Origin of the sequence: Streptomyces longispororuber (assembly GCF_014656095.1) — a bacterium.
Classification (GTDB): domain Bacteria; phylum Actinomycetota; class Actinomycetes; order Streptomycetales; family Streptomycetaceae; genus Streptomyces; species Streptomyces longispororuber.
Window position 1 is genome coordinate 23,956 of sequence record NZ_BNBT01000022.1, and the last position, 24,372, is coordinate 48,327.

Annotated in this window: 21 protein-coding genes and 1 riboswitch; of the genes, 9 read left to right on the forward strand and 12 right to left on the reverse strand. The window is 73.4% G+C overall.

Going from position 1 to position 24,372, the window contains the following annotated elements; all coding sequences use genetic code 11:
* From IE330_RS10420 to IE330_RS10435, 4 genes are all read right to left on the reverse strand, one after another.
* Window positions 1-1,167 (reverse strand): hypothetical protein (locus IE330_RS10420; RefSeq protein WP_229925538.1); only part of this gene is annotated, 1,167 nt, incomplete at its 3' end.
* Complete coding sequence (locus IE330_RS10425) at window positions 1,164-1,538, reverse strand: PadR family transcriptional regulator (RefSeq protein ID WP_229925539.1); 375 nt, start codon at window positions 1,536-1,538, stop codon at window positions 1,164-1,166. The genes IE330_RS10420 and IE330_RS10425, both read right to left, overlap by 4 nt.
* 306 nt (window positions 1,539-1,844) lie before the next feature.
* Window positions 1,845-2,411 carry a tellurite resistance TerB family protein gene (locus tag IE330_RS10430; protein ID WP_190135633.1) on the reverse strand — a complete coding sequence of 189 codons (567 nt, stop codon included), beginning with the start codon at window positions 2,409-2,411 and terminating at the stop codon, window positions 1,845-1,847.
* Window positions 2,412-2,623: 212 nt separating this feature from the next.
* Window positions 2,624-3,199, reverse strand: a complete 576-nt coding sequence (locus IE330_RS10435; RefSeq protein ID WP_190135634.1) for a TerD family protein — start codon at window positions 3,197-3,199, stop codon at window positions 2,624-2,626.
* Between the two features lie 209 nt (window positions 3,200-3,408).
* Here IE330_RS10435 and arfB point away from each other — a divergent pair, with 209 nt between their 5' ends.
* Complete coding sequence (arfB, locus tag IE330_RS10440) at window positions 3,409-3,840, forward strand: alternative ribosome rescue aminoacyl-tRNA hydrolase ArfB (RefSeq protein ID WP_373314613.1); 432 nt, start codon at window positions 3,409-3,411, stop codon at window positions 3,838-3,840.
* A gap of 97 nt (window positions 3,841-3,937) precedes the next feature.
* Here arfB and IE330_RS10445 read toward each other — a convergent pair whose 3' ends face one another.
* A complete protein-coding gene (locus IE330_RS10445; RefSeq protein ID WP_373314614.1) occupies window positions 3,938-4,522 on the reverse strand; it encodes a flavin reductase family protein in 585 nt (194 codons plus the stop codon).
* Window positions 4,523-4,930: 408 nt separating this feature from the next.
* Between IE330_RS10445 and cdgB the strand changes: the two genes are divergently transcribed.
* Together cdgB and IE330_RS10455 are read left to right on the forward strand one after the other, a co-directional pair.
* A complete protein-coding gene (gene cdgB, locus IE330_RS10450; protein ID WP_190135636.1) occupies window positions 4,931-6,604 on the forward strand; it encodes a diguanylate cyclase CdgB in 1,674 nt (557 codons plus the stop codon).
* A gap of 99 nt (window positions 6,605-6,703) precedes the next feature.
* The gene (locus IE330_RS10455; protein ID WP_190135637.1) at window positions 6,704-7,702 is read left to right on the forward strand and encodes a CBM35 domain-containing protein; all 999 of its coding nucleotides are present in this window, start codon (window positions 6,704-6,706) and stop codon (window positions 7,700-7,702) included.
* Window positions 7,703-8,023: 321 nt separating this feature from the next.
* Here IE330_RS10455 and IE330_RS10460 read toward each other — a convergent pair whose 3' ends face one another.
* From IE330_RS10460 to IE330_RS10470, 3 genes are all read right to left on the reverse strand, one after another.
* On the reverse strand, window positions 8,024-8,947 hold the full coding sequence (locus IE330_RS10460) for a 1-phosphofructokinase family hexose kinase (protein WP_190135638.1): 924 nt from the start codon (window positions 8,945-8,947) through the stop codon (window positions 8,024-8,026).
* A 204-nt stretch (window positions 8,948-9,151) separates the two neighbouring features.
* Complete coding sequence (gene nagA / locus IE330_RS10465; protein WP_190135639.1) at window positions 9,152-10,291, reverse strand: N-acetylglucosamine-6-phosphate deacetylase; 1,140 nt, start codon at window positions 10,289-10,291, stop codon at window positions 9,152-9,154.
* Window positions 10,292-10,298: 7 nt separating this feature from the next.
* Window positions 10,299-11,300 carry an ROK family protein gene (locus IE330_RS10470; protein ID WP_229925540.1) on the reverse strand — a complete coding sequence of 334 codons (1,002 nt, stop codon included), beginning with the start codon at window positions 11,298-11,300 and terminating at the stop codon, window positions 10,299-10,301.
* A 187-nt stretch (window positions 11,301-11,487) separates the two neighbouring features.
* On the opposite strand from IE330_RS10470, the gene IE330_RS10475 reads away from it, so the two are divergent.
* Window positions 11,488-12,756, forward strand: coding sequence for an ABC transporter substrate-binding protein (locus IE330_RS10475; RefSeq protein WP_444546228.1), 1,269 nt, complete (start codon window positions 11,488-11,490; stop codon window positions 12,754-12,756).
* A gap of 372 nt (window positions 12,757-13,128) precedes the next feature.
* Here IE330_RS10475 and otsB read toward each other — a convergent pair whose 3' ends face one another.
* The 4 genes from otsB to IE330_RS10495 form a co-directional block, all read right to left on the reverse strand.
* On the reverse strand, window positions 13,129-13,980 hold the full coding sequence (otsB, locus tag IE330_RS10480) for a trehalose-phosphatase (RefSeq protein WP_190135640.1): 852 nt from the start codon (window positions 13,978-13,980) through the stop codon (window positions 13,129-13,131).
* Between the two features lie 16 nt (window positions 13,981-13,996).
* The gene (locus IE330_RS10485; protein WP_190135641.1) at window positions 13,997-14,245 is read right to left on the reverse strand and encodes a DUF3263 domain-containing protein; all 249 of its coding nucleotides are present in this window, start codon (window positions 14,243-14,245) and stop codon (window positions 13,997-13,999) included.
* A gap of 291 nt (window positions 14,246-14,536) precedes the next feature.
* The gene (locus IE330_RS10490; RefSeq protein WP_190135642.1) at window positions 14,537-15,937 is read right to left on the reverse strand and encodes an alpha,alpha-trehalose-phosphate synthase (UDP-forming); all 1,401 of its coding nucleotides are present in this window, start codon (window positions 15,935-15,937) and stop codon (window positions 14,537-14,539) included.
* 234 nt (window positions 15,938-16,171) lie between these two features.
* On the reverse strand, window positions 16,172-17,158 hold the full coding sequence (locus IE330_RS10495; RefSeq protein ID WP_190135643.1) for a glucosyl-3-phosphoglycerate synthase: 987 nt from the start codon (window positions 17,156-17,158) through the stop codon (window positions 16,172-16,174).
* Between the two features lie 168 nt (window positions 17,159-17,326).
* A riboswitch (SAM riboswitch) is annotated at window positions 17,327-17,480 on the forward strand.
* Here IE330_RS10495 and thrC point away from each other — a divergent pair.
* The 5 genes from thrC to groL all read left to right on the forward strand — a co-directional run bounded on the left by thrC (window position 17,474) and on the right by groL (window position 24,277).
* Complete coding sequence (gene thrC, locus IE330_RS10500; RefSeq protein ID WP_190135644.1) at window positions 17,474-18,865, forward strand: threonine synthase; 1,392 nt, start codon at window positions 17,474-17,476, stop codon at window positions 18,863-18,865. (Overlaps the previous riboswitch by 7 nt.)
* Before the next feature lie 589 nt (window positions 18,866-19,454).
* Complete coding sequence (locus IE330_RS10505; protein ID WP_190135645.1) at window positions 19,455-19,730, forward strand: MoaD/ThiS family protein; 276 nt, start codon at window positions 19,455-19,457, stop codon at window positions 19,728-19,730.
* 483 nt (window positions 19,731-20,213) lie between these two features.
* On the forward strand, window positions 20,214-20,417 hold the full coding sequence (locus IE330_RS10510; protein WP_190135646.1) for a cold-shock protein: 204 nt from the start codon (window positions 20,214-20,216) through the stop codon (window positions 20,415-20,417).
* A gap of 672 nt (window positions 20,418-21,089) precedes the next feature.
* Window positions 21,090-21,737 carry a class I SAM-dependent DNA methyltransferase gene (locus IE330_RS10515; RefSeq protein ID WP_229925541.1) on the forward strand — a complete coding sequence of 216 codons (648 nt, stop codon included), beginning with the start codon at window positions 21,090-21,092 and terminating at the stop codon, window positions 21,735-21,737.
* A 914-nt stretch (window positions 21,738-22,651) separates the two neighbouring features.
* Window positions 22,652-24,277, forward strand: coding sequence for a chaperonin GroEL (gene groL / locus IE330_RS10520; RefSeq protein ID WP_190135647.1), 1,626 nt, complete (start codon window positions 22,652-22,654; stop codon window positions 24,275-24,277).
* Window positions 24,278-24,372: the final 95 nt, after the last annotated feature.

Here is a 24,372-nt window from a genome sequence, read left to right on the forward strand (position 1 = left end):
CGGAGGGCCAGGCCCCTCCCGGCCCGGAGGGCCAGGCCCCTCCCGGCCCGGAGGGCCAGGCCCCTCCCGGCCCGGAGCGCCAAGCCCCTCCCGGCCCGGGGCGCCGGGCCCGACCGGACCCCTGCCGCGGCTCGCGCGCCACTCGCCGACCGCCGACCAGACCAGGCTGCCCGCCGCGCCGAGGTACGCCGCGAGCCAGAAGTCGACGGACCCGCCCGAGGCCACCACCTCGTCCACGAACAGCACGGTGACCACGGCGAGCAGCAGCAGCGAGCCGTACGCCTTGCGACGGGCCGCGCGCTGCTTCCCGCGGGGGCCGTCGGAGAGCCGGAGGGCGTAGACCTCCACGTCGCCGAAGACGTCGGCCGCGTGGTCCCCGGGCGGCCCGGCGGCCAGGTGCTGGCGGGCCTCGCGCACATGGCCGCGCGCCTCCGCCGCCGTCATGCCGTGCCGCCCGCGCAGCAGCCCGTCGAGGCGGGCGAACCACGCGTCGTCACCGCCCGCCGGCGGGCGCGCCGCGAACCACCGGTCGACCACGCGCTCCGGCACGGCGAAGGCCCCCACGACCCACGCCACGCACCCGGCCAGCAGGACCGGCACCGGCACGGCGCCCAGCCGCCCCTCGGGCACGGCCGCACCCACCCCGGCACCGGCCGCGACGACGACGGGCACCCCTGCGACGAAGGCGTACGCCCCCTTGAGCCGCCCGGCGGACCGCGCCGCGACGGCCACGGCGACGAGGCCGACGGCGGCGACGACGGTGGCGTAGAACGCGACGGCGGGCGGGCTCACGTCGACCCACAGCCCGTCGTCCACCCAGGTCAGGACGGACAGCACGGCGCCGACCACCCCGAGCGTGCCGAACGCGGCGCGCAGCCGCCCGCCCGGCGTCAGGCCGTGGGTGTCGGTCCGGGCCCGGTACTCCTCGCCGATCCGCTCCTCGGCGACGGCCCGCGCGTACGCCTCCGGCGCGCCGAAGAGGTCCCGGGCGGGGCGCCCCTCCTCGCGCACCAGCTCGTGCACCTCGGCGAGGACGTCGTCGGCGAGCCCGGCGGGCGCGTCGTGGTCGAACGCGAGGTGCGCCTCCACGGTCGCCGCCCAGTCGGTGTCCTCCTCGCGGTCCCAACGGAGCCCGCGCTTCCGGGATGCCCGCTGCGCTGTGGTCACGGCTGCTCCTCACCCCCCGCACCGCCGGCCAGGACGGCGACCGTGGCGGTGAAGGCCTGCCACGCGGCCCGCTCCGCCCGCAGCCGCTGCCGCCCGGCCTCGGTGATCCGGTAGTACTTGCGCCCGGGCCCCCCTTCCCCCGCGCCCCACTCGATCGCGACGGCGCCCTCCTCTTCGAGGCGGCTCAGGGCGGGGTAGAGGGCGGCTGGCCTCACGCCGGTGAGCCCCGCGTCGGCGAGGCGGCTGAGCAGGGCGTACCCGTAGCTCTTGGCCTCGCTGTCGAGGAGCCCGAGGAGGCAGAGCGGCAGGGCCGCCCGGGTCCAGGCCGGCGCCCCGTGGGCCGCCGCGTAGGGGGCCGGGTGTGATGCCACCGCGTCGCTCCTCCGCTTCACCGTCTATTACGGAAACCAGAATAGTAGGGAACGACGACACCAGGGGCCCGGGGATCGGGGACCGGGGACCCATGACCCCGGGTGGCAGCCGGGAAACCGCAAAGCGCGCCTCCCCCCGCGCCACCAGGGACGCGGGAGAAGGCGCGCTACGGACGCGAGGGACGGCGCGCTACGGACGCAGGCACAGGCGCAGGCTTGCTACGGGACCGCAGGCTCAAGCGCGCTACAGACGCCGGGAGACCAGCCTCAAGGCCAAGCCTTAGAGTCCGCGCTCAGAGGCCAAGCTCAGAGGCCGAACTCCTGCGGCGACACGCCGAGCGCCGCGCACGCCTCCCGCAGGACCTGCTCCTCGGTCGGGGCCACGTACCCGTCCGCCCCGGCGACGACGAAGCCGGTCTGCACGACCGCCCGGGCCTCGGCGGGCTTCTTCGCGGCCTTGGCGATCTCCTGCATCGCCTCCGCCTTGCCCTGCTGGAAGTTGACGGCCAGCACGTCGACGTGCTTGTTGAACCGCTGCCGGAGCTGGTCCGGCGGGAAGTTCTGCAGGACGTCGTTCTGCAGGATCAGGGACTCCACGTGCTGGCGCTCGGCCGGGTCGACCGTGCCGTCGGCCGCCGCCACCAGGGCGCACATCGCCATGCTCGCGTCGCGGTAGGCGCCGCTCTTCAGCTCCGACTTCAACGACGTGAGCTGGGACTTGAGCAGGCCGACGAGCTGGGCCTTCGACCCCTTGGACCCGCCGCCCGGCGCGCCGTGCCCGCCACCGGGCGCGCCGTGCCCGCCGGAGCTCCGCCCGCCCTGCGCCTGCTGGAGGTTCTTGGCCTGGTCTTTGATCCGGTCCCACATAGCCATCCGTGCCACCTCGGCTTCTGCCTGTGTCGTCGTCCGTCGGCCGTGCGCGTGCGCACGTCGTGCGCGTTCGCACGTCGTGCTGGCAACGCCGCCCGGCCCCGCGGAAGTTCCCCGGCCGCGCCCTCGCCCCCGTACGGACGTACGCGCGTACGCGAAGGCCCCGGCCGGTGGCGCACCGGCCGGGGCCCACCGGGCTACCGCCCGGCGCCGTCTCAGACGTTGACGCCGAAGTCCTGGGCGATGCCGACCAGGCCCGAGGCGTAACCCTGGCCGACGGCGCGGAACTTCCACTCCGCGCCGTTGCGGTACAGCTCGCCGAAGACCATGGCGGTCTCCGTGGCGGCGTCCTCGGAGAGGTCGTAGCGGGCGATCTCGGCGCCGCCGGCCTGGTTCACGATGCGGATGAACGCGTTGCGGACCTGGCCGAAGTTCTGCGAGCGGTTCTCCGCGTCGTAGATCGAGACCGGGAAGACGATCTTCTCGATCTCGGCGGGCAGACCGGCGAGGTTGACGTTGATCTGCTCGTCGTCGCCCTCGCCCTGGCCGGTGACGTTGTCACCGGTGTGCACGATGGTCTGGTCCGGCGTGGCCTTGTTGTTGAAGAAGACGAAGTGCTGGTCGGAGTAGACCTTGCCCTGGCCGTTCACCGCGATCGCGGAGGCGTCCAGGTCGAAGTCGGTACCCGTGGTGGTGCGGACGTCCCAGCCGAGGCCGACCGTGACGGCGGTCAGGCCCGGTGCCTCCTTGGTGAGGGAGACGTTGCCGCCCTTGGACAGGCTTACAGCCATTGTGGGGAGTCCCTTCCCTAGTCGCCTTGCATTCCGGCTCCGCTCTGGGGGCGAAGCTACCGGCACCCTTATGAACGCCGACGGGGGTACCGAAGGTTCCACATGCGGTCCGCGTTCTTTACGTTCTTTACCGTGATGTGTCGAGGGTGGTGTCGGCGGTGGCGGAAAACCGGTGTCGCCCGCCGCGCGGGCGCGGGATCATAGGACCCATGTCCGGTCGCGAACACGTCATCCGCGGCTCGGTCTCCCTGCCGGAGGCCGAGCTCATGTGGCGTTTCTCGCGGTCCTCCGGGCCCGGCGGGCAGCACGTCAACACCAGCGACTCGCAGGTCGAGCTCCGCTTCGACCTGGCGCGAACGGACGCCCTGCCCGAGGTGTGGAAGCAGCGGGCCCTGGAGCGGCTCGCGTCCCGGCTCGTCGACGGCGTGCTCACCGTCCGGGCGAGCGAGCACCGCTCCCAGTGGCGCAACCGCGAGGCGGCGGCCGTCCGGCTCGCCGCGCTGCTCGCGGAGGCCACGGCGCCGCCGCCCAAGCCGCGGCGGCCCACGCGCGTCCCGCGCGGGATCAACGAGCGGCGGCTGCGGGAGAAGAAGCGCCGCGCGGAGACCAAGCAGGGCCGCGGCCGCAAGGACTGGCAGTAGCGCACCCGTAGCGCACGCACCCCTCGCCCTGCCACGGTCCCGCACCCGGGCGGCGCACCCAACCGCCACACGCCGCCCGCCCGGCCAGGACCCCGCCCTACCCGAGCTGCCGGTACCGCCCCCGGAAGTACAGCAGCGGCCCGCCCTCGGCGCTCGGCAGCGCGGCCGCCAGGACGCGGCCGATCACCAGCGTGTGGTCGCCCGCCGCCACCGTCTGCTCCGTACGGCACTCCAGGGTGGCCAGCGCGCCGCCCACCAGCGGCGCGCCGGACTCCCGGCCGCGCGCGTACGGGATGTCCGCGAAGAGCAGCCGGTCGCTGACGCGGCCCTTCATGGCGAAGCGGCCCGCGATGTGGCGCTGGCTCTCGGCGAGGACCGACACCGCCCACAGGGGCTGCTCGGCGAGCAGGTCGTCCATGCGCGAGCCCGTGCGCAGGCTCACCATGACCAGGGGCGGGTCCAGGGAGACCGACAGGAACGCGGTGGCCGTCATGCCCACGTCCTCGCCGGCCGGCGCCGCGGGGTCGTCCGGATCCAGCGGGGGCTCGTGCGCCGTCACCAGGACCACGCCCGCGGCCAGGCGGGACATGGCGGCGCGGAACTCGTCGTTGCTCACCCCCACAGGATGAGGGGTGGACGAGACCGGCGGGGTCTGTGTGCTCAGGGACGGATCGGCAACCACACGACTGACGCTAGCCGCGGAGCAACACCCTCCACATCGGCCCCGGGGCCGAGACGGGACCTAGGGCGGGGACCTAGGACCTCCGCGCGCCCCCGGCATCCGCTCCCGGACGCCCCATTAGCTCAATGGACCCTCAAATTCCGGACTCAAACAGGCCTTCTCACCTGTGACTTGAGTCACAGGACCCATATTTTGTTGACCCTGTGTACCGAGTGGGCAGCTCGCTGTGATTCAGTGACCGTGGCCATCAGACAGTCGCTGAGGGCACGGAAGTACAGCACCGTACGGAGAAGTACAAAGAGGTACGAGCCGTACGAAGCGGGAAGAGTCACGAAGAGTCAGCGATCAACGGACACTGAGGACGCTGCGGATCCTGGAGTTGCTGTCGAGGTCTCGGGGAGAGCGAGCATGGAGACCGAGTCGGAGCCGTACGTCCGTCTTGCGACCCTGCGGCAGCTCCATCAGGTGGTGGCGGACCTCAACACGGCCCGCAGCCTCGCGGACACGCTGCAGACCGTCGCCGACGGCGTGGTGAACGGCCTTGGCTATGAGCTGGCGTGCGTCAACCTCGTACGCCCGGACGGCGACCTGGTCGTCGCCGCCTTCGCGGGCAACCCCGCCGCCGAGGCCCTCATCACCGGCCGGGTCGGCTCCCGCGAGTCCTGGGACCGCCGGCTGAGCATGGGCGAGGCCTGGGGCGCCCTGCGCTTCATCCCGCACACCGAGGGCTGGGTCCTCGACGACGACGACGTGCCGCAGTGGTACACCGAGGGCCCCGAGCCGCGCTTCGAGGACGAGTGGCACCCCTCCGACCGGCTCTTCGCGCCCATGTACGCCACCGGCGCCTCCGGCGGCGAACTGATCGGCGTGATCTCCGTGGACCGGCCGCGCAACGGCCGCAGGCCCGGCGCCTGGGGCCGCGAGGCCCTGCAGATGTACGCCTTCCAGGCCGCCATCGCCATCAGCAACGCCCGGCTGCGGGCCAACATGCAGCGGGCCCTGGTGCGCCTGGAGCGCGAGCAGCAGGCGCTGCGGGCCAGCGAGGAGTCCTTCCGGCAGGCCTTCGAGTACGCGCCGAGCGGTATGGCCATCGCCGAGATGGGCGGCGACCAGCACGGCCGCATCCTGCGCACCAACGACGCGCTCTGCCGCCTCCTCGGCCGCCCGGCCTCCCAGATGCGGCGCTACTCCTTCTCCGACCTGGTCCACCCCGAGGACATCGGCACCCTGCTGCGGACCTCCGCCGAGGGCGGCCGGGCCGAGCTGCGCTTCGGCCGCCGCGACGGCACGTACGTCTGGGTCTCGCTGCGCAACTCCGTCGTCGCGGACGCCGCGGACGGGCCCCGGTTCCTGCTCACGCACGTCGAGGACATCGAGGAGCGCAAGCGGCGCGAGCTCCAGCTCGCCCACCGCGCCTCGCACGACTCGCTCACCGGCCTGCCCAACTCCGCGGAGCTGCGCGCCCGCCTCAGCGCCCGTCTCTGTCGCCGGCCGCACGCGGGCCAGCCGTCCCCGGTGGACTCGCTCGACGCGGCCTACGACCACAGCGGGCTGTACGCCGCCGGTCACGCGACCGGCCACGTGAACGGCCACGGGCACGTCCCGGCGCCAGGACCCCACGGGGACTACGACCACCACGTGCACACCGTCGCCCCGCCCGACGACCACGAGGCCGACGACGGCACGAAGGGACTCGCCGTCCTCTTCTGCGACCTCGACGGCTTCAAGTCCATCAACGACCGCTTCGGGCACCACACGGGCGACGCCGTCCTCATCGAGGTCGCCCGGCGGCTGACCAGCGGCGTTCGGGACGGCGACACCGTGGCACGGCTCGGCGGCGACGAGTTCGTGGTCCTCGCCGACGGACTCGGCCGGGCCGACGCGCAGGACCTCGCGGTACGGCTGCGGAACGCGATCATCCCGCCGATCCGGGTCGAGGGCCGCGCGGTGCGCGTGGGCGCCAGCTTCGGCATCGGCTGGGCCCACTGCGGCATGTCGGCGGACGAGGTGTTGCACTCCGCCGACCAGCGGATGTACGTCGAGAAACGTTCCCGTGCCAAGCAGCACCGACGGGCCGGGTGACCCCCGGCCGGGGAACTGCCAGACGGCGACAGCACCTTGGGCGGCCCTCCGGAACGGGTAGGCTCGCCCGCATCCGCGATGCGAGGGAGTGACCTGCGAATGACGCCCGGCAACAACGGCGAGCAGACGCCGAGCGCGCCACAGGGCGACGACGACCCCTTCGGCTACCTGTACGCCGACGGCCAGGCGTCCGGTGCGACGCCGCCCTCCGGCGGCGGCTACGGCTACCCCGGACCCCGGTCCTCGTACCACCAGGTGCGCGCGGTGGGCGAGCGGCAGTACGGGCAGCAGGCGCAGCGGCCGCAGTCGGGCTACGGCTACCCGCCGCAGGCCCCCGCGGCCCCGTCCGGCTACGGCTACCCCCCGCAGCAGCAGGGCCACGGCGTGCCCAGCGCGCACTACGCCGCCCCCGAGGCGCAGCCGGGCGTCACCGCCCCCATCCGCCAGGTGCCGCCCGCGCCCCCGGCGGGCCGCGGCCGCGGCCCCAACACCAAGGGCCTGCTGATCGGCGCCGTCGCGGTCGTCGCCGTGGTGGCGCTCGGCATCGGCGCGGCCATGCTGACCGGCCCGGACGACGACGGCGAGGACAACAAGGCGGGGCCCGCCACGCGCCAGAGCGAGTCCGCGGAGCCGACGCCCGGCCCGTCCAAGAAGAAGGACAAGCCCGACAAGAAGGTCGAGCTGCCCGAGACCGACGCCAAGGCCCTCAAGCTGGAGGGCGGCACCACGACGGCCTCCGACGTCGAGGGCGCCGAGTCCTCCGGCGGGGTGTACGTCGCCGGGTTCGACAAGGTCGGGGCCCGGGTGACGTGGACCGTCCACGGGGTGCCCAAGAGCGGCACGTACAAGCTGTGGGTGACGTACGGGGTGCCCGGCGAGGACGCGGACGCCACCGTCGTCGTCAACGGCACCAAGGAGTCGCGCCCGCTGCGGATGGACAACTTCGCCCGCGCCGGGAAGGGCGACTGGGCGAAGGGCTGGACGTCGACGTGGGCGTTGGTGCGGCTCAACAAGGGCACCAATACGCTCGCGCTGGCGTGCGAGGAGGGCAACCACTGCGGCGCCAACCTCGACCAGTTCCGCCTGGCCAAGGGCTGACCGGGGGCTCGGCCCCCTGCTCCCCCGGGAGAATCGCGCTGACGCGCTCGTCCTCAAACGCCGGACGGGCTGAAGTGCTCCGCGCCGGACGTTTTCCCACCCGCCCGCCCTTTCATCGGCCTGGCGGCCTCGTCCGCAAACGCCGGACGGGCTGAGACTGTCCGCCGCGCGAGGAGATTCCAGCCCGTCCGGCGTTTGAGGACGAGGCGCGGAGCGCCGATGCGGGGGAGAGGGGCGGAGCCCCAGACGAACAGGGCGGGGGCCCGGGGGCGGCCAGCCACCGGTTTCGGGAAGGGGCGGGTCTGGGGCGCCCCGCGTGGGTCAGGACGGGGTGAGGGTGACCTTGGGGAGGGTGTCCGCGTACGCGCGGGGGTCGTATTCGCCCGCCGTGCGGGCGGCGACCGTCGCGGCCGAGAGGGCGACCGCCCGGGCCAGCCGGTCCGGCCAGGACAACCCCTCGACGAGCCCGGAGAGCAGCCCGGCCACGGCCGAGTCCCCCGCCCCGGTCGGATTGCCGCGCACCACCCCCGGCGGCACGGCCCGCCACGTCCCCTCGGGCGTGACGGCCAGCAGTCCCTCCGCGCCGAGGGAGGCGACCACGGCGTGCGCGCCCCGCCGCCGGGCGTCCCGCGTGGCCCGGGACGGCTCGTGGGCACCGGTCAGCTCGGCCAGCTCCTCGGCGTTGGGCTTCACGACGTCGGGCCGCGCGGCCACCCCCCGCCGCAGCGGCTCCCCGCTGGTGTCGAGCAGGACGGGCACGCCCGCGGCCCGCGCCGCCCGCACGAGGAGGGCGTAGGCGCCCACCGGCACCCCGGGCGGCAGGCTGCCGCACAGGGCGACCGCCGCCACCCCCGCGCCCCGCACCAGCGCGTCGTACGCGTCGAGGAAGGCGGCCCACTCGTCGGGCGTGACGGTCGGGCCCGGCTCGTTGAGCTGGGTGGTGTCGCCGGTGCGGGCGTCCACGACGGCGAGGGTGCGGCGGGTCGCGCCCGCGACGGCGCACAGCGCGTCGGTGACGCCGGGGGTGCGCGCGAGGTGGTCGCGGAGGGTGCCGCCGGTGGCGCCGCCCGCGAAGCCGGTCACCGTCACCGCGTGGCCGAGCGCGGCGAGCACCCGGGCCACGTTCACGCCCTTGCCGCCCGGCCGTTCGGCCACCTCGGTGACGCGGTGGGTGGCGTGGGGCGTGAGGGACGGGACCGTGTACGTGAGGTCCAGGGCGGCGTTGAGCGTGACCGTGATGATCACTGGTTCACCCCCGAGAACGCAGATCCGGGACGCACGATCCGCCTCTTGTGTATGTCGTTCGGGGCCTGATCATGCCAAAAAGAAGGCGGTTGGCCCAGACCTCGGGGGCCAACCGCCTCGGTGGACGACAGGATCGCGCCGGACCGCGCCGGATCGCGCCGGAGTGCACCGGACCGGCGGCCGGACCGTGCCGGAGCGCGTGCCTCAGGTCGGGTCGACGACCCACTCGCCCTTGCGGAGCACGCCCTTGAGGGCGAAGTCCGCGTCCAGGACGACGACGTCGGCGTCCTTGCCGGGCTCCAGGGAGCCCACGGTGTCGTAGATCCCGAGCCGCTTCGCCGGGGTCACGGAGATCGCGGTGACGACGTCCTCGACGGACAGCCCGTCGACCGTCACGGCGCGCTGGAACGCGCGGTCCAGGGTGAGCGTGGAGCCCGCGATCGAGCCGCCCTCGGCGAGCCGCGCGACGCCGTCCGACACCACGACCTCCAGCGGGCCCAGGCGGTACGTGCCGTCGCCGAAGCCCGCCGCGTCCATCGCGTCCGTGATGAGCGCGACCCGGTCGGCACCGGCGTGGTGGAAGGCGAACTGGAAGGAGGCGGGGTGCAGATGCGTGCCGTCGTCGATCAGCTCGACGGTGACCCGCTCGTCCTCCAGGAGCGCGGCGATGGGCCCGGGCACCCGGTGGCCGAGGCCCGGCATCGCGTTGTACAGGTGCGTGGCCACCGTGGCGCCCGCGTCGATGGCCTCCACCGTCTGCTCGTACGTGGCGTCGGTGTGGCCGATCGCGGCGATCACGCCGTGCTCGGCGAGCAGGCGTACGGAGTCGATGCCGCCGGGGAGTTCGGTGGCGAGGGTGACCATCTTCGCCCGGCCGCGGGCCGCGTCGAGCAGCTTGCGGACCTCCGCCGGGTCCGGGTGGCGCAGCAGCGCCTCGCTGTGCGCGCCCTTGCGGCACGGCGAGATGAACGGGCCCTCGAAGTGGATGCCCGCGATGTCGCCCTGCTCGGCCAGCTCCGAGAGCAGGCCCGCGCGCTGCGCGAGCGCGTCCATCTCGCCGGTGACGGTGGAGGAGACGAGGGTGGTGGTGCCGTGCAGGCGGTGCGTGCGGACGCCGTGCAGGACGTCCTCGACGGTGCCGTTGGTGAAGGACGCGCCCCCGCCGCCGTGGTTGTGCATGTCGACGAAGCCGGGGACCAGCCAGTGGCCCGTCAGGTCGACCGTCTCGGCGTCCGCGGGGGCGCTGCCCGCGATGCGCGTGCCGTCGACGACGACCCGGCCCCGGTGGACGGTCCCGGTGGGCAGTACCACCTGGGCACCGGCGAGAACCTTGCTAGTGGCCATCAGGTGGTTACCTCCGTGGGGTCGTCGAGCCGTCGGCGGCCGACGGCGTGTCGATGGGCGTGCTGGATGTATCGGTACGGGCGCCCTCCGGCGTGAGCAGGTCCCAGGCGAGCAGGCCCGCGCCCAGGCAGCCCGCCGCGTCGCCGAGCGCGGCGGGGACGATCGCGGGCAGCGTCTGGAACCGCACCACGCGGTCCGCGACGGCCGCGCGCAGCGGCGTGAACAGCGTGTCCCCGGCCTCCGCGAGCCCGCCGCCGATGATCAGCGTGTCGGGGTCCAGGAGGGTCAGGGCGGTCAGCAGGCCGTCGGCGAGCGCGTCCACCGCGTGCTGCCACACCTCGGTGGCGCGCGGGTCGCCGGAGCGCACCGCCTTCGCGCAGTCGGCGGCGTCCGCGGCCGGGTCCCCACTGGCCTCGGCCCACGCCGCGGTCACCGCGGAGGCGGAGGCGAGCCGCTCCAGGCAGCCGCGCTGGCCGCAGCCGCAGGGCGGGCCGCCGGGGCGGACGACGATGTGGCCGATTTCGCCGGCCGAGCCGTGCGCGCCGGGCTCGATGACGCCGTCGATGCCGATGGCGCCCGCGATGCCCGTGCCGAGCGGCACGAACAGGAACCGCCGCGAGTCCTTGCCCGCGCCGACGCGGCCCTCGGCGAGGCCGCCGGTGCGCACGTCGTGGCCGAGCGCCACCGGGACGCCGCCGAGGCGGGCGCCGAGCAGGTCGCGCAGCGGTACGTCGGTCCAGCCGAGGTTCGCCGCGTACACCGCCACGCCGCGCTCGGCGTCGACGATGCCGGGCACCGCGACGCCCGCCGCGGCGGCGGGCTCCCCGAAGTGGGCCTCGCCGTGCGCCCGCAGGTCCGCGGCGAAGTCCACGATCGACTGGACCACGGCCGCCGCGCCGCGCTCCCGCCCGGTCGGGCGACGGGCCTCGTGCAGCAGCGCCCCGTCCGCCCCGACCAGGGCGGCCTTCATTCCGGTGCCGCCCACGTCCAGGGCGATGACATGTCTCACGGGGAACAGTGTCGCGTGTGACCGGCAAGAGGTCTAGTCCAGTGCGCGCGGGAGCGGTGCGGGGAAGAGGGGCCCCGGCGACAGGGGCCGCCGTTGCGGAAGTGATACTCGGGTGGTGTGGACCTCGCCTGTTGACGCGGGGGAGACTCGCGGTTTCAGTACGTCGAGCAAGGGTGGGAAGACAGCGGTGCAGCGGCGCGTGACAGGGCTGACAGCGGCGGTGACCGCACTGGGCATGGCGGCGCTGCTCGCCGGGTGCGGCGGATCGGGCGGGTCGGACGAGGTGACCCTCAAGCTCGTGGCGGCGGACTACGGCGACTCGGCGGCCAACACCTCCAAGAAGTACTGGGGCGAGCTGGTCGAGAAGTTCGAGGCCGAGCACCCCGACATCAAGGTCGACGTGGACGTCCTGCCCTGGACGGACGTCGACCGCAAGGTCAAGGAGATGGTCGCGGCCGACGAGGCGCCCGACCTCGCGCAGATCGGCGCGTACGCCGACTACGCGGCGCAGGACAAGCTGTACAGCGCCGACGACGTGCTCTCCATCCCCACCCAGGCCGACTTCCTCGCGCCGCTGGCGAAGGCGGGCCTGGTCCAGCGCGTCCAGTACGGCATGCCGTTCGCCGCGTCGACGCGGCTGCTCTTCTACAACGAGAAGCTCTTCAAGAGCGCCGGCATCACCCCGCCGGAGAACTGGAACGAGCTCCAGGCCGCCGCGAAGAAGCTCAAGGCGCGCGGCGTGAAGTACCCGTACGCGCTGCCGCTCGGCAAGGAGGAGGCCCAGGCCGAGACCTACCAGTGGATGCTCAGCGGGGGCGGCGGCTACACCGACAACGTCGGCTCGTACGACATCGACTCCAAGCAGAACGTGCAGACGTTCACCTGGCTGAAGGACGAGCTGGTCGGCAAGGGCCTGACCGGGCCGACGCCGCCCGGCAAGCTCAACCGCGCCGAGGCGTTCGCGGCGTTCGCGCGCGGCGAGGTCGGCATGCTCAACGGCCACCCCACGCTGATGAAGATGGCCGCCAAGAAGGACCTGAAGTACGGCATGGTCCCCATGCCCGGCGTCAACGGCAAGACGCAGGCCACCATGGGCGTCGCCGACTGGATGATGGCCTTCAAGCAGAACGGCCACCGCAAGGAGATCGGCACGTTCCTCGACTTCGTCTACTCGAAGGAGAACGTGCTCGCCTTCTCCCGCGAGTACGACCTGCTGCCGGTGACGACCTCGGCGTCCCAGGACATGGCCGCCGACAAGAAGGACGCGAAGCGGCTGGGCGGCTTCCTGGAGGAGCTGCCGACCTCGCAGCTCTACCCCGTGGGCAAGACCTCGTGGGCGCAGGTGTCCGTGCAGATCAAGGAGTACATCGGCAAGACCGTGGATCCCAACGGGGATCCTCAGGCCATTCTGTCGCAGATCGAGACGAAGGCGGCGGCGGAGGAGGCAGCGCAGTAGCCCTGCCGGGCGGGGGCGGGGGCTTTCCCTCCCTCCCGCCCACCCGTGGCTCCCCGGCTTTCGCCCGCCGGGCCCCGGCGCGGAGCGCTGCGGCTGGGTGCCCGCCGTGCCCGCCGCTACCGCGGCGGGTTTCTCCCACCCACCCACCCGTGCCTGCTCCGGCTTTCGGCTGCCGGGGTCCGGCGCGGGGCGCTGCGGGTGGCGCCCTCGGTGCCCGCCGCTGTCGCGGCGGGTTTCTCCCACCCGCCCACCCGTGCCTGCCCCGGCTTTCTCCTGCCGGGGTGCGGCGCGGGGCGCTGCGCCGTGCGTTGTCGGGTTTCTCGTTGGCAGCGGTCGGACAGACAGGTGGGAGGCCGGGGCCGAGGGAGCGGGTCAGGGCAGGCGGGTCGTCAGGGTGGTGAGGAGGGAGACCACTCCGGCGGGGCCGGGGACCACCAGGTCGGCTCGGGACGTGAGCTCCGCGACCTCCGCGCTGCCGCTGCACACCAGGAGCCCGGGCACCCCGCCGTCCGCCCGCAGCTTCTCCACCGCCGCGAAGGCGGGCAGGTCCCCGAGGTCGTCCCCGGCGTACAGCACCGCCTCCGCCCCCACCTCCCGTACGTACTCGGTGAGGGCCACCCCCTTGTCCACGCCCGGCGGGCGCAGCTCCAGCACCATGCGGCCCGGCTCCACGATGAGCCCATGGCGTCGGGCCAGTCCGGCCAGTGGCTCGCTCAGGGCGTCGAAGGCCGCTTGCGGGTCCTCAGCGCGGCGCGTGTGCACGGCGAGGGCCCGCCCCTTCTCCTCGATCCACGTACCCCGCCACGCCCCGATCCCGTCGAGGAATCCCGGCAGTTCGGCCCGTACGGCGGCGACACCGGGGTGCGGTTCGGCCGCCTGCACCGTGCCGGTGACCGCGTCCCAGCGCTCGGCGCCGTAGTGCCCGAGTACGACGAGGTGGTCGAGGCCGGGCACGCCCGCGAACCCGCCGTGGCGGACGGCCACGCCCGCCGGGCGGCCGGTGACCACCGCGACGGAACGCACCTTCGGCGCGAGCGCGGCGAGCGCGGGCACGGCCTCGGGGTGCGCGCGGGCCTGTTCGGGGTCCGCCACGATGGGGGCGAGCGTGCCGTCGAAGTCGAGGGCGATCACGGCTCGTTCGGGCCGGGCCAGGATCGCGGCGAGGCCGTCGCGCCCCGCGGCGCTGGTCGGCTCGGGCAGGGAATGCGTCAGGTCGTCACCCATGGTCCCGACCCTAACGTCAGCGCTCGGCGCGGCGCGCCTCGCGGACGCGGCGGAGCCGGTTCACGGTGACGGGGTCGTGGGCGAGGGCGCGCGCGTCGTCGAGCAGGGCGTTGAGGAGCTGGTAGTAGCGGACCGGGGCCAGGCCGAGCTCCTCGCGTATGGCCCGCTCCTTGGCCCCGGGCCCGCTCCAGTTCCGCCGCTCCAGCGCGAGCACGGCCCGCGCCCGCGCGGACAACCCACTCCCCGACACGGACCCCTCGCTCATACCCCCCACACTAACCGCGCCCTCCGACACCCGCCCACGACCGTCCTTCCGAGCACGCGCCCACGGCCACGCGGCCCGCCCCGCACCGACGGGCACGCAGCGGCACCGCTCCGCGTCGGGGCCGGGCAGGCGAAAGCCGGGGCAGGCACGGGTGGGCGGGTGGGAGAAACCCGCCGCGGCAGCGGCGGGCACGGCGGGCACCCAGCCGCAGCGCTCCGCGCCGGGGCCGGGCGGGCGAAAGCCGGGGTGGCACGGGTGGGTGGGCGGGAGAGCCCCGGGTCGGCGAGACCCTCAGGCCCGCCCCTCCCCGAGGGCGGTGAGCTGGTCCAGGAACCACCGCGCCGGAGGCAACGCCGTAGCCGCAGCAGCCAGCCGCTTGCTCCGCTCCGCCCTCTCCCCGGAGGGGAGCGACAGGGCCTGGTGGAGGGCCCGAGCCGTGCCCACGGTGTCGTACGGGTTCACCCCGATCGCGTCCTCGCAGAGCTCCTCGTACGCCCCGGCCTCCCGCGACAGCACCAGCGCACACCCCTCGTCGGAGACGACCGGCACCTCCTTGGCGACGAGGTTCATCCCGTCCCGGATGGGGTTGACCAGCGCCACGTCGGCGAGCCGGTACGCGGCGAGGGACCGCGCGAAGTCGTCCTTGACGTGCAGGACCACCGGCGTCCACCCGGCCGTGCCGAAGCGCTCGTTGATGCGCTCCGCGACCCGCGAGACCTCGGCCGTGTAGTCGCGGTACACCGCGAGGTCCTGCCGCGACGGGTAGGCGAACGCCACGTGCACCACCCGCTCACGCCACTCCGGCCGCTCCTCGAGCAGCAGCTCGTACGCGCGCAGCCCCCGGACGATGTTCTTGGACAGCTCGGTGCGGTCCACACGGACGATGACCTTCCGGTCCGGCCCGATCTGCTCGCGCAGGGTGGCGAGGCGTTCCTCCACGTCGTCCCGGCGCGACCGCTCCCGCAGGAAGTCCGCGTCGGCCCCGAGCCCGTGCACCCCCACGCGCGTGCCCGTCGTACCGCCGACGAGGCGTACGCAGCAGTCCGTGAACGCGTCCGCCCACCGGCCGGTGAGGAAGCCGAGCCGGTCCGCGCCGAGCATGCCGCGCAGGATCTGCTCGGCGACGTCGTCGGGCAGCATGCGGAAGTAGTCGGCGGGCGCCCACGGCGTGTGCGAGAAGTGCCCGATGCGCAGGTCGTCGCGGAGCTCGCGGAGCATGCCGGGCACGAGGGTCAGGTGGTAGTCCTGTACGAGCACCGCGGCGCCGGGCGCCGCGCTCTCCGCGAGGGCCCGCGCGAAGGCCTGGTTGTACCGCTCGTAGGCGGCCCACTGCTCCCGGAACTCCGGTCCGAACTCCGGCTCCAGGGGCGTCTGGTAGAGCATGTGGTGCACGAACCACAGCACCGAGTTGGCGATGCCGTTGTACGCGGCCGCGTGCGTCTCGGCGTCGATGTCCAGCATGCGGACACCGGGCTCACCGACCCCGCGCCGCACCGCCTCGCGGTCGCCGTCGCCGAGCGCGGAGCACACCCAGAGCGCGTTGGCCTCGTCGCCGATGGCGCTGAGGCCGGAGACGAGGCCGCCGCCGCCCCGTTTGGCGGTCAGCTCGCCGTCCTCCCCAACGGCGTACGAGACGGGGCCGCGATTGGACGCGACGAGAACTTGGGCGGCGTCGGCGTGTGCGGAAACCATGGAATCGAACCTAGCCGGTACCGGTCGTCCGTAAACGCGCAGGCGTACGACCGGCTGCGCCACCCGGAACAGTGACCGGTTCCCACCACCGCCGTGGGGCGGGGGGTACGGGCCGCCACGGACGGGACCTGCGGGACCTACGGGCGGCCGACGGGGCACCGGGGATGCCAGGGACGCCGGAGGCGGCGGAGGGCGGGGCCCCAGGCCCCGCGGGCATCTGGGCGAAGGCCCCGGTCAGGCCGCGTGGCGGGTCACGTACTCCTCGATCCCCGCCATCGGCGGCCGCTCCTCCGTGTCCACCGCGTACGTCCGCGGCTCGAACCCGGACGCCCCCCGGACGAACTGCGTCAGCTCGGGCCGTACCAGGTGGCCGCGGGCGAGCCGGAGCTGGGCCGTGCGGTAGATCGCCGCGGCCATGCGGCCCAGCGCCTGCCCGTCCTGGTGCCGGTGCCGGCGCACCCCGACGTCGACCTGGGCGAGCGCGTCCAGGCCCACGGTGTGCAGCGCGTCCACGAGCAGCCCCAGCTCCACGCCGTACCCGACCGGGAACGGCAGCCGCTCCAGGAGCGACCTGCGGGCCGCGTACTCGCCGCCGAGGGGCTGGACGAAGCCCGCGAGCTGCGGCCAGTGCATGTTCAGCAGCGGGCGCGCCATCAGCTCGGTGACCCGGCCGCCCTGGCCCGCCGTCGCGCCCGAGGCCTCGTCGCCGGGGGTCTCGGAGCCGTCGGAGACCGTCAGCGGACGGTCGTACATCGCCTTCACGAACTGCACGTCGGGCTCGGTGAGCAGCGGGCCGACGATGCCGGTCACGAAGTCGGCCGAGAACTCCTTCAGGTCGGCGTCGACGAACGCCACCACGTCGCCGCTCGTCACGAGGAGTGACCGCCACAGGACCTCGCCCTTGCCGGGCACGGCGGGCAGGCGCGGAAGGACGTCGTCCCGGCGCACGACCCGGGCGCCCGCGGCGCGCGCCACCTCCGCCGTGCGGTCCCGCGAGCCGGAGTCCACCACCACGAGCTCGTCCACGAGCGGTGTCCGCTCGACCAGCTCGCGGCGGATCTCGGCGACGATCTCACCGACCGTCCGCTCCTCGTCGAGCGCGGGCAGCACGACGCTCACCGTGGTGCCCGCCGCCAGCTTCGCGGCGGCGAGGCGGTCCAGGGGGCGGTCGGCGACCGCCCAGGAACGCCTGCTCAGCCAGCGCTCGACCTCTTCCAGCACGCGCCACTCCTCCTCTTGGCCGTCCGGTGTGACCCATCTCGCGGTTCGGACGACTATCTCAACGGTCCAGGGCTTCGGTTACAGTCTTGAACAACGCCGGTGACCATCGCATGTCGGGGTCCCCGGCCGTCCCGGGCGTTCCTGACGCCCGGCACCACAACCACATACCGCTCATCCAGAGGGGCAGAGGGACACGGCCCGTTGAAGCCCCGGCAACCCTCCAGTCGGTCTCGTACGACGCCATCGGCGCACCGCGAGGCTCCCGGCTAGGGAAGGTGCCAATTCCGTCTCACGGCGAGATGCGTCGTGAGGAAGATGAGGAGAAAGGGCCTCGCCTCCATGGCTGTGCAGACCGTCGCCACCCCTTCCACGCCTGCCGACACGTCCTCCGAGGGTTCCACCGGGTCCACGGGCTCCACGGGTACCGCGCCGTCCGCCGGTACGGACGCCGCCGTCGACCTCGGTCCCGCGTCCGGCCTCACCTGCCGCGAGTGCGGCACGCTCTTCCCGCTCGGCCCGATCTTCGCCTGCGCCGAGTGTTTCGGCCCGCTCGAAGTCGCGTACGACCTGCCGGAGGGCGACCCCGAGGCGCTGCGCAGGACCATCGAGTCCGGCCCCGCGAACATCTGGCGGTACGCGCCGCTGCTGCCCGTCCCCGCCGACGTCGCCGACAAGCCGAACCTCAACCCGGGCTGGACCAAGCTCGTCCAGGCCGACAACCTGGCCCGCGAACTCGGCGTCGAGCAGGGCAAGTTGTTCGTCAAGGACGACTCCGGCAACCCCACGCACTCCTTCAAGGACCGCGTCGTCGCGCAGGCCCTGGAGGCGGCGCGCGCGTTCGGCTTCACCACCCTGTCCTGCTCCTCCACCGGCAACCTCGCGGGCGCCGTCGGCGCCGCCGCGGCCCGCGCGGGCTTCCGCTCCTGCGTGTTCATCCCGCACGACCTGGAGCAGGGCAAGGTCGTCATGGCCGCGGTCTACGGCGGCGACCTCGTCGGCATCGAGGGCACGTACGACGACGTGAACCGCTTCTGCTCCGAGCTCATCGGCGACCCGCTCGGCGAGGGCTGGGGCTTCGTCAACGTGAACCTGCGGCCGTACTACGGCGAGGGCTCCAAGACCCTCGCCTACGAGATCTGCGAGCAGCTCGGCTGGCAACTGCCGGACCAGCTCGTCGTCCCGATCGCCTCAGGCTCGCAGCTCACGAAGATCGACAAGGGCCTGAAGGAGCTGATCAAGCTCGGTCTCGTCGAGGACAAGCCGTACAAGATCTTCGGCGCCCAGGCGACGGGCTGTTCCCCGGTCGCCGCGGCGTACAAGGCGGGCCACGACGTGGTGCGCCCGCAGAAGCCGGACACCATCGCCAAGTCCCTCGCCATCGGCAACCCGGCCGACGGCCCCTACGTCCTGGACATCGCCCGCCGCACCGGCGGCGCCGTCGAGGACGTCGACGACGCCCAGATCGTCGACGCCATCAAGCTGCTCGCCCGGACGGAGGGCATCTTCGCCGAGACCGCGGGCGGCGTGACGGTCGGCGTCACGAGGAAGCTGATCGAGGCGGGCCTCCTCGACCCCTCCCTCACCACGGTCGTCCTCAACACCGGCGACGGCCTGAAGACCCTGGACGCGGTCGCCCCGACGTCGCAGGCGACGACGACGATCCGGCCGAGCCTGGACGCGTTCCGCGCGGCGGGGCTCGCGGGTTAGTCCCGCGGGGCCCGGCGCAGTGCGGGTGCCCGCGTACGGCGGGGGCGTTGGTGTCCGGTGTCTGGTGCCTGGTGCTCGGTGTCCGTGGCGTCTCGGTGTCCGCGGTGTGGTGGCGGCCGGTCTGTCGGTGCCCGCGGCCTGTGGGTGCCTGTGGTGTGTTGGTGCCCGCGGTCCGGTGGCGTTCGGTCCGGCGGTGGTCGGTCGCCGTCGGCCGGTCGGCCGGTGGGCGGTCCTTCGGCGGTTGCTTCGCGTCGGCCGGTTCGCCGTCGGTCGCTGTCACGCGGCGTGTGGTCGCCCGGCTCGCCGTCGCCCTGCGCCGTGGGGCTCGCCGTCGCCGGGTCCTCCGTCGGGCGTCTCGCCGGGTGCCTGGCCGGGTGTTCCCACGGGTGTCCGTACGGGGGTCCGTACGGCTCGCGGCCCGGTGCGGTGGCGGTCGCCGGTCGCCGGTTGTCGGTCGCCGGTGGGCGGTCCTTCGTCGGGCGGTGCCGTTCGGCTCGCCGCTTGTTGTCCCCCGCGGGCCGGTCGTGGCCGGCCGCGTAGTTCCCCGCGCCCCGTCCGGGGCGCTCCGTCCTCCCCCGAGGTGAAGAGTATGAGCGTCAACGTCCGCATCCCCACCATCCTGCGCACCTACACCGATGGCCGGGCCGAGGTCACCGCCGAGGGCGCGACCCTCGCCGAGGTCATCGCCGACCTGGAGAAGAACCACGCCGGCATCGCCGCCCGCGTCCTCGACGACCAGGGCAAGCTGCGCCGCTTCGTGAACGTGTACGTCAACGACGACGACGTCCGTTTCGAGCAGGGCCTGGAAACGGCGACGCCCGACGGCGCGGGCGTCTCGATCATTCCGGCGGTGGCGGGCGGCTGAGCCGTTCCCGGGAGTCCGCCGCGGAGCCGTTTCGTAGCCGTTTCGTATACGAAACCGCCCGCCGTCACGACGAGTTACCGCGATTGCCCCCTCCGCGAGAGAAGCGGAGGGGGCAATTCTGCATGGTTGATCGCGGTACAGTTGGGAATGAAGCTTCGTTTCTGGCGCCGGGCGGTACCCGGCGCGTGCGGGAAGTCGGCCGCGGAGCCGACAAGAAGTAGCCAAAGTGCCCTGCCTATTTGAGCCCTACGCGGCTTTTGCCCGGCCCGACTTGCCCTGAACTCCGTTGAGTTATCCGGATATCGGCGATCGGCCGTGCCCAGAATTCTCGTCCGATTGACCTGTTGCAGACGGCAGTTGGACAGATACATTCAGCCGCGGTCGACGCGTTCCGGCGCACACCCCCAACCCATGGGGGGTGAGGTCTGACCCGGGTCCGCGAAGTGCGGTCCTGTGCAAGGGCCAGTAATAGGGGAGTTAGGCATGGCTCAGGGCACCGTCAAGTGGTTCAACGCGGAGAAGGGATACGGCTTCATCGCGGTCGACGGTGGTGCGGATGTTTTCGTCCACTACAGCGCGATCCAGATGGACGGCTACCGCACCCTGGAGGAAGGTCAGCGAGTCGAGTTCGAGATCTCGCAGGGCCAGAAGGGTCCGCAGGCGGACATGGTCAAGGTCACCGTCTGAGCGGCTTGACGCGATCGGCCACCGCGCGACTTGGGCCCGCCCCCCGGCTGGGGGCGGGCCCCTCTCCGTCCCCGGGACCCGGCCGCCCCCGGCCCTGCGGCCCGGCGCCCTTGCCTCCCACCCGCCCACCCGTGCTGCCCCGGCTGTGCCTGCCCGGCCCCGACGCGGAGCGCTGCGGGTGGGTGCCTGCGGGGCTTTCCCACCCGCCCGCCCGTGCTGCCCCGGCTGTGCCCGCCGGGCCCCGACGCTGCGCGCTGCGGATGGTTGCCCATCGTGCTTTCCCACCCGCCCACCCGTGCGGCCCGGCTGTGACCGCCGGGCTCCGACGCTGCGCGCTGTGGGTGGGTGCCCGGCACGGGTGACGGGATGCGGGATGACGGGGTGGCGGGGTGCGGTGCGGGGCCCGTGGTGCTGCTCCGTCCGCCCGTGCGTGTGGGGACGCCTGGCGGTTCGGTGCTGATGTGGTGCGTGTGGGTGTGGTGTGGAGGGCCACGCTGCTGCGCGCCCGGCCATGTGGAACCGCATCCGGAGGGGTGGGGAACCGCTTACGGGAAGGCGGGGAACCGCATCCGGGAAGGCGGAGGACCGCTTACGGACAGGCGGGGGCGGCTCCGGTGTGGACGTCGTGGGGTGGTCGGGCGCCGGAGTGGAGAGAAGCATTACGGTCGCACGGTGACTGAAGAGCAGACCTTCCGTGTGACCCGTGAGTCCTACGACGCCGTCGCCGTCACCTACGCGCGACTGTTCAGCGACTCCCTGCGCGACCGCCCCCTGGAGCGGGCCCTCCTGAGTGCCTTCGCCGAGTTGGTACGGGCCGACGGTGACGCCGAGGTGGCCGACCTCGGCTGCGGGCCGGGGTACGTCACCGCGCACCTGCACGGGCTCGGCCTGAGCGCCTTCGGCGTCGACGGCTCCCCGGCGATGGTCGAGCTGGCCCGCGAGGCGCACCCCGGGCTGCGGTTCGAGGTCGGCTCATTGGCCGCGCTGGACATCGAGGACGGCGTACTGGGCGGGGTGCTCTCGCGGTGGTCCGTCATCCACACCCCGCCCGGGGAACTGCCCGCCGTCCTGGCGGAGATGGCCCGGGTCCTGGCACCGGGCGGGCACCTGCTGATTTCCTTCCCCGCCACCGAGGGCCCGGAGTACGAGACCCAGGCGTACGACCACGCGGTGACCACGGCCTACCGCTGGTGCCCCGACCGCTTCGCCGCGCTGCTGCGCGACCACGGGCTGGCCCAGACGTCCCGCACGGTGATCGAACCCGCCCCCACCGACCAGCGCCAGTTCCAGGAGATCCAACTCCTCGCCCACAAGGTGTGAACCATGGACGGTGGTCGGCTGCGGATCGATCCGTGGTCGACCCCCGGTCGAACCGGCTCGGCCCGTACACTTCCCGCCGCCTCCTCGCTCCGCAACACGAAGCGACGACCCGAGCGGTTCCCTCGGCCGGCGCCCCGCGCGTAACGCCCCCAGCACCGGAACGCTGACCCACACGGCCCACCGCCCCGGACGGACGGGATAGGCCCAGCAGGGTCGACCGGCCACCGCCCGGGACGAGCGCGCGCGGCTGGGAAGCCCCTGCAAGGCACCGACCCGCAGCCGCGAAGCGCCTCCTAGCGCGGGCCACCGCCCCGGGCGGACGGGACGGCCCCGCAGGGCACGGACTCGCAGCGCGGAAGCGTCGACCCGCGCGGGTCACCGCCCCGGACGGGCGGGCGGGTGGGAAAGCCCCGCAGGGCACCGACCCGCAGCGCGAAGCGTCGCCCCGCGCAGGGTCACCGCCCCGGACGGGTGGGCGGGTGGGAAAGCCCCGTAGGGCACCGACCCGCAGCGCGAAGCGTCGCCCCGCGCAGGGTCACCGCCCCGGGCGGGCGGGCGGGTGGGAAAGCCCCCGCAGGGCAGCGACCCGCGCGGGACACGCCCCGGGCAAGGCGCGCGGCAGAGCCAGGACACGCCCACCCCCACCGCGCCGGGCGCGCAAGCCCCCGCCGGGCGCCCCCGAGGGCAGCACCCCCGAGCGAAGTAGCCCCCGGACCCCGGGGGCGACCTTGCACTCGCGGGGGCCGAGTGCTAATCATTGGCGTTAGCACTCTACGAGTGAGAGTGACAGAAGGACCGGGTGGGTGAGGCCCGCAGGCCGGGTGGGGCAAGGAACCACAAGGCAGGCAGGCCGTCCGTCGCGGGCGCCGGCGCGGTCCGAGTTTTTCCACCCCTGTCCGGGAGGACCACTTCACATGGCCAAGATCATCGCGTTCGACGAGGAGGCACGGCGCGGCCTCGAGCGCGGCATGAACCAGCTCGCCGACGCCGTCAAGGTGACCCTGGGCCCCAAGGGTCGCAACGTCGTCCTCGAGAAGAAGTGGGGCGCCCCCACGATCACCAACGATGGTGTGTCCATCGCCAAGGAGATCGAGCTCGAGGACCCGTACGAGAAGATCGGCGCCGAGCTGGTCAAGGAGGTCGCGAAGAAGACGGACGACGTCGCCGGTGACGGCACGACGACCGCGACCGTCCTGGCCCAGGCGCTGGTCCGCGAGGGCCTGCGCAACGTGGCCGCGGGTGCCAACCCGATGGCCCTGAAGCGCGGCATCGAGAAGGCCGTCGAGGCCGTCTCGGGCGCCCTGCTCGACCAGGCCAAGGAGGTCGAGACCAAGGAGCAGATCGCCTCCACGGCCTCCATCTCCGCCGCCGACACCCAGATCGGCGAGCTGATCGCCGAGGCCATGGACAAGGTCGGCAAGGAAGGCGTCATCACCGTCGAGGAGTCCCAGACCTTCGGTCTGGAGCTGGAGCTCACCGAGGGTATGCGCTTCGACAAGGGCTACATCTCGGCGTACTTCGCGACCGACATGGAGCGCATGGAGGCGTCGCTCGAGGACCCGTACATCCTCATCGTCAACTCCAAGATCTCCAACGTGAAGGACCTCCTTCCGCTCCTGGAGAAGGTCATGCAGTCGGGCAAGCCGCTGCTGATCATCGCCGAGGACGTCGAGGGCGAGGCCCTGTCCACGCTGGTCGTGAACAAGATCCGCGGCACGTTCAAGTCCGTCGCCGTCAAGGCCCCGGGCTTCGGCGACCGCCGCAAGGCCATGCTCGGCGACATCGCCATCCTCACGGGTGGCACGGTCATCTCCGAGGAGGTCGGCCTCAAGCTGGAGAACGCCGGTCTCGACCTGCTCGGCCGCGCCCGCAAGGTCGTCATCACCAAGGACGAGACCACGATCGTCGACGGTGCCGGTGACTCCGAGGCCGTCCAGGGCCGCGTGAACCAGATCCGCGCCGAGATCGAGAACAGCGACTCGGACTACGACCGCGAGAAGCTCCAGGAGCGCCTGGCGAAGCTCGCGGGCGGCGTGGCCGTCATCAAGGCCGGTGCCGCGACCGAGGTCGAGCTCAAGGAGCGCAAGCACCGCATCGAGGACGCCGTGCGCAACGCCAAGGCGGCCGTCGAGGAGGGCATCGTCGCCGGTGGTGGCGTGGCCCTGCTGCAGGCCTCCTCGGTCTTCGAGAAGCTGGAGCTGGACGGCGACGAGGCCACCGGTGCCGCCGCCGTGAAGCTGGCCCTCGAGGCTCCGCTGAAGCAGATCTCCGTGAACGCCGGCCTCGAGGGTGGCGTCATCGTGGAGAAGGTCCGCAACCTCACCCCGGGTCACGGCCTCAACGCCGCGACCGGTGAGTACGTGGACATGATCGGCGAGGGCATCATCGACCCGGCGAAGGTCACGCGTTCCGCGCTGCAGAACGCCGCGTCCATCGCCGCGCTGTTCCTCACCACCGAGGCCGTCATCGCCGACAAGCCGGAGAAGGCCGCCCCGGCGGGCGCTCCGGGCGGCATGCCCGGCGGTGACATGGACTTCTGAGCCGGCTGACGGTTCGGGCTCGTCCTCCCGGAGGGCGGCACCCCTCGCCACGCGCGAGGGGTGCCGCCCTCCGGCGTTTCCCCGTACGGGAATCA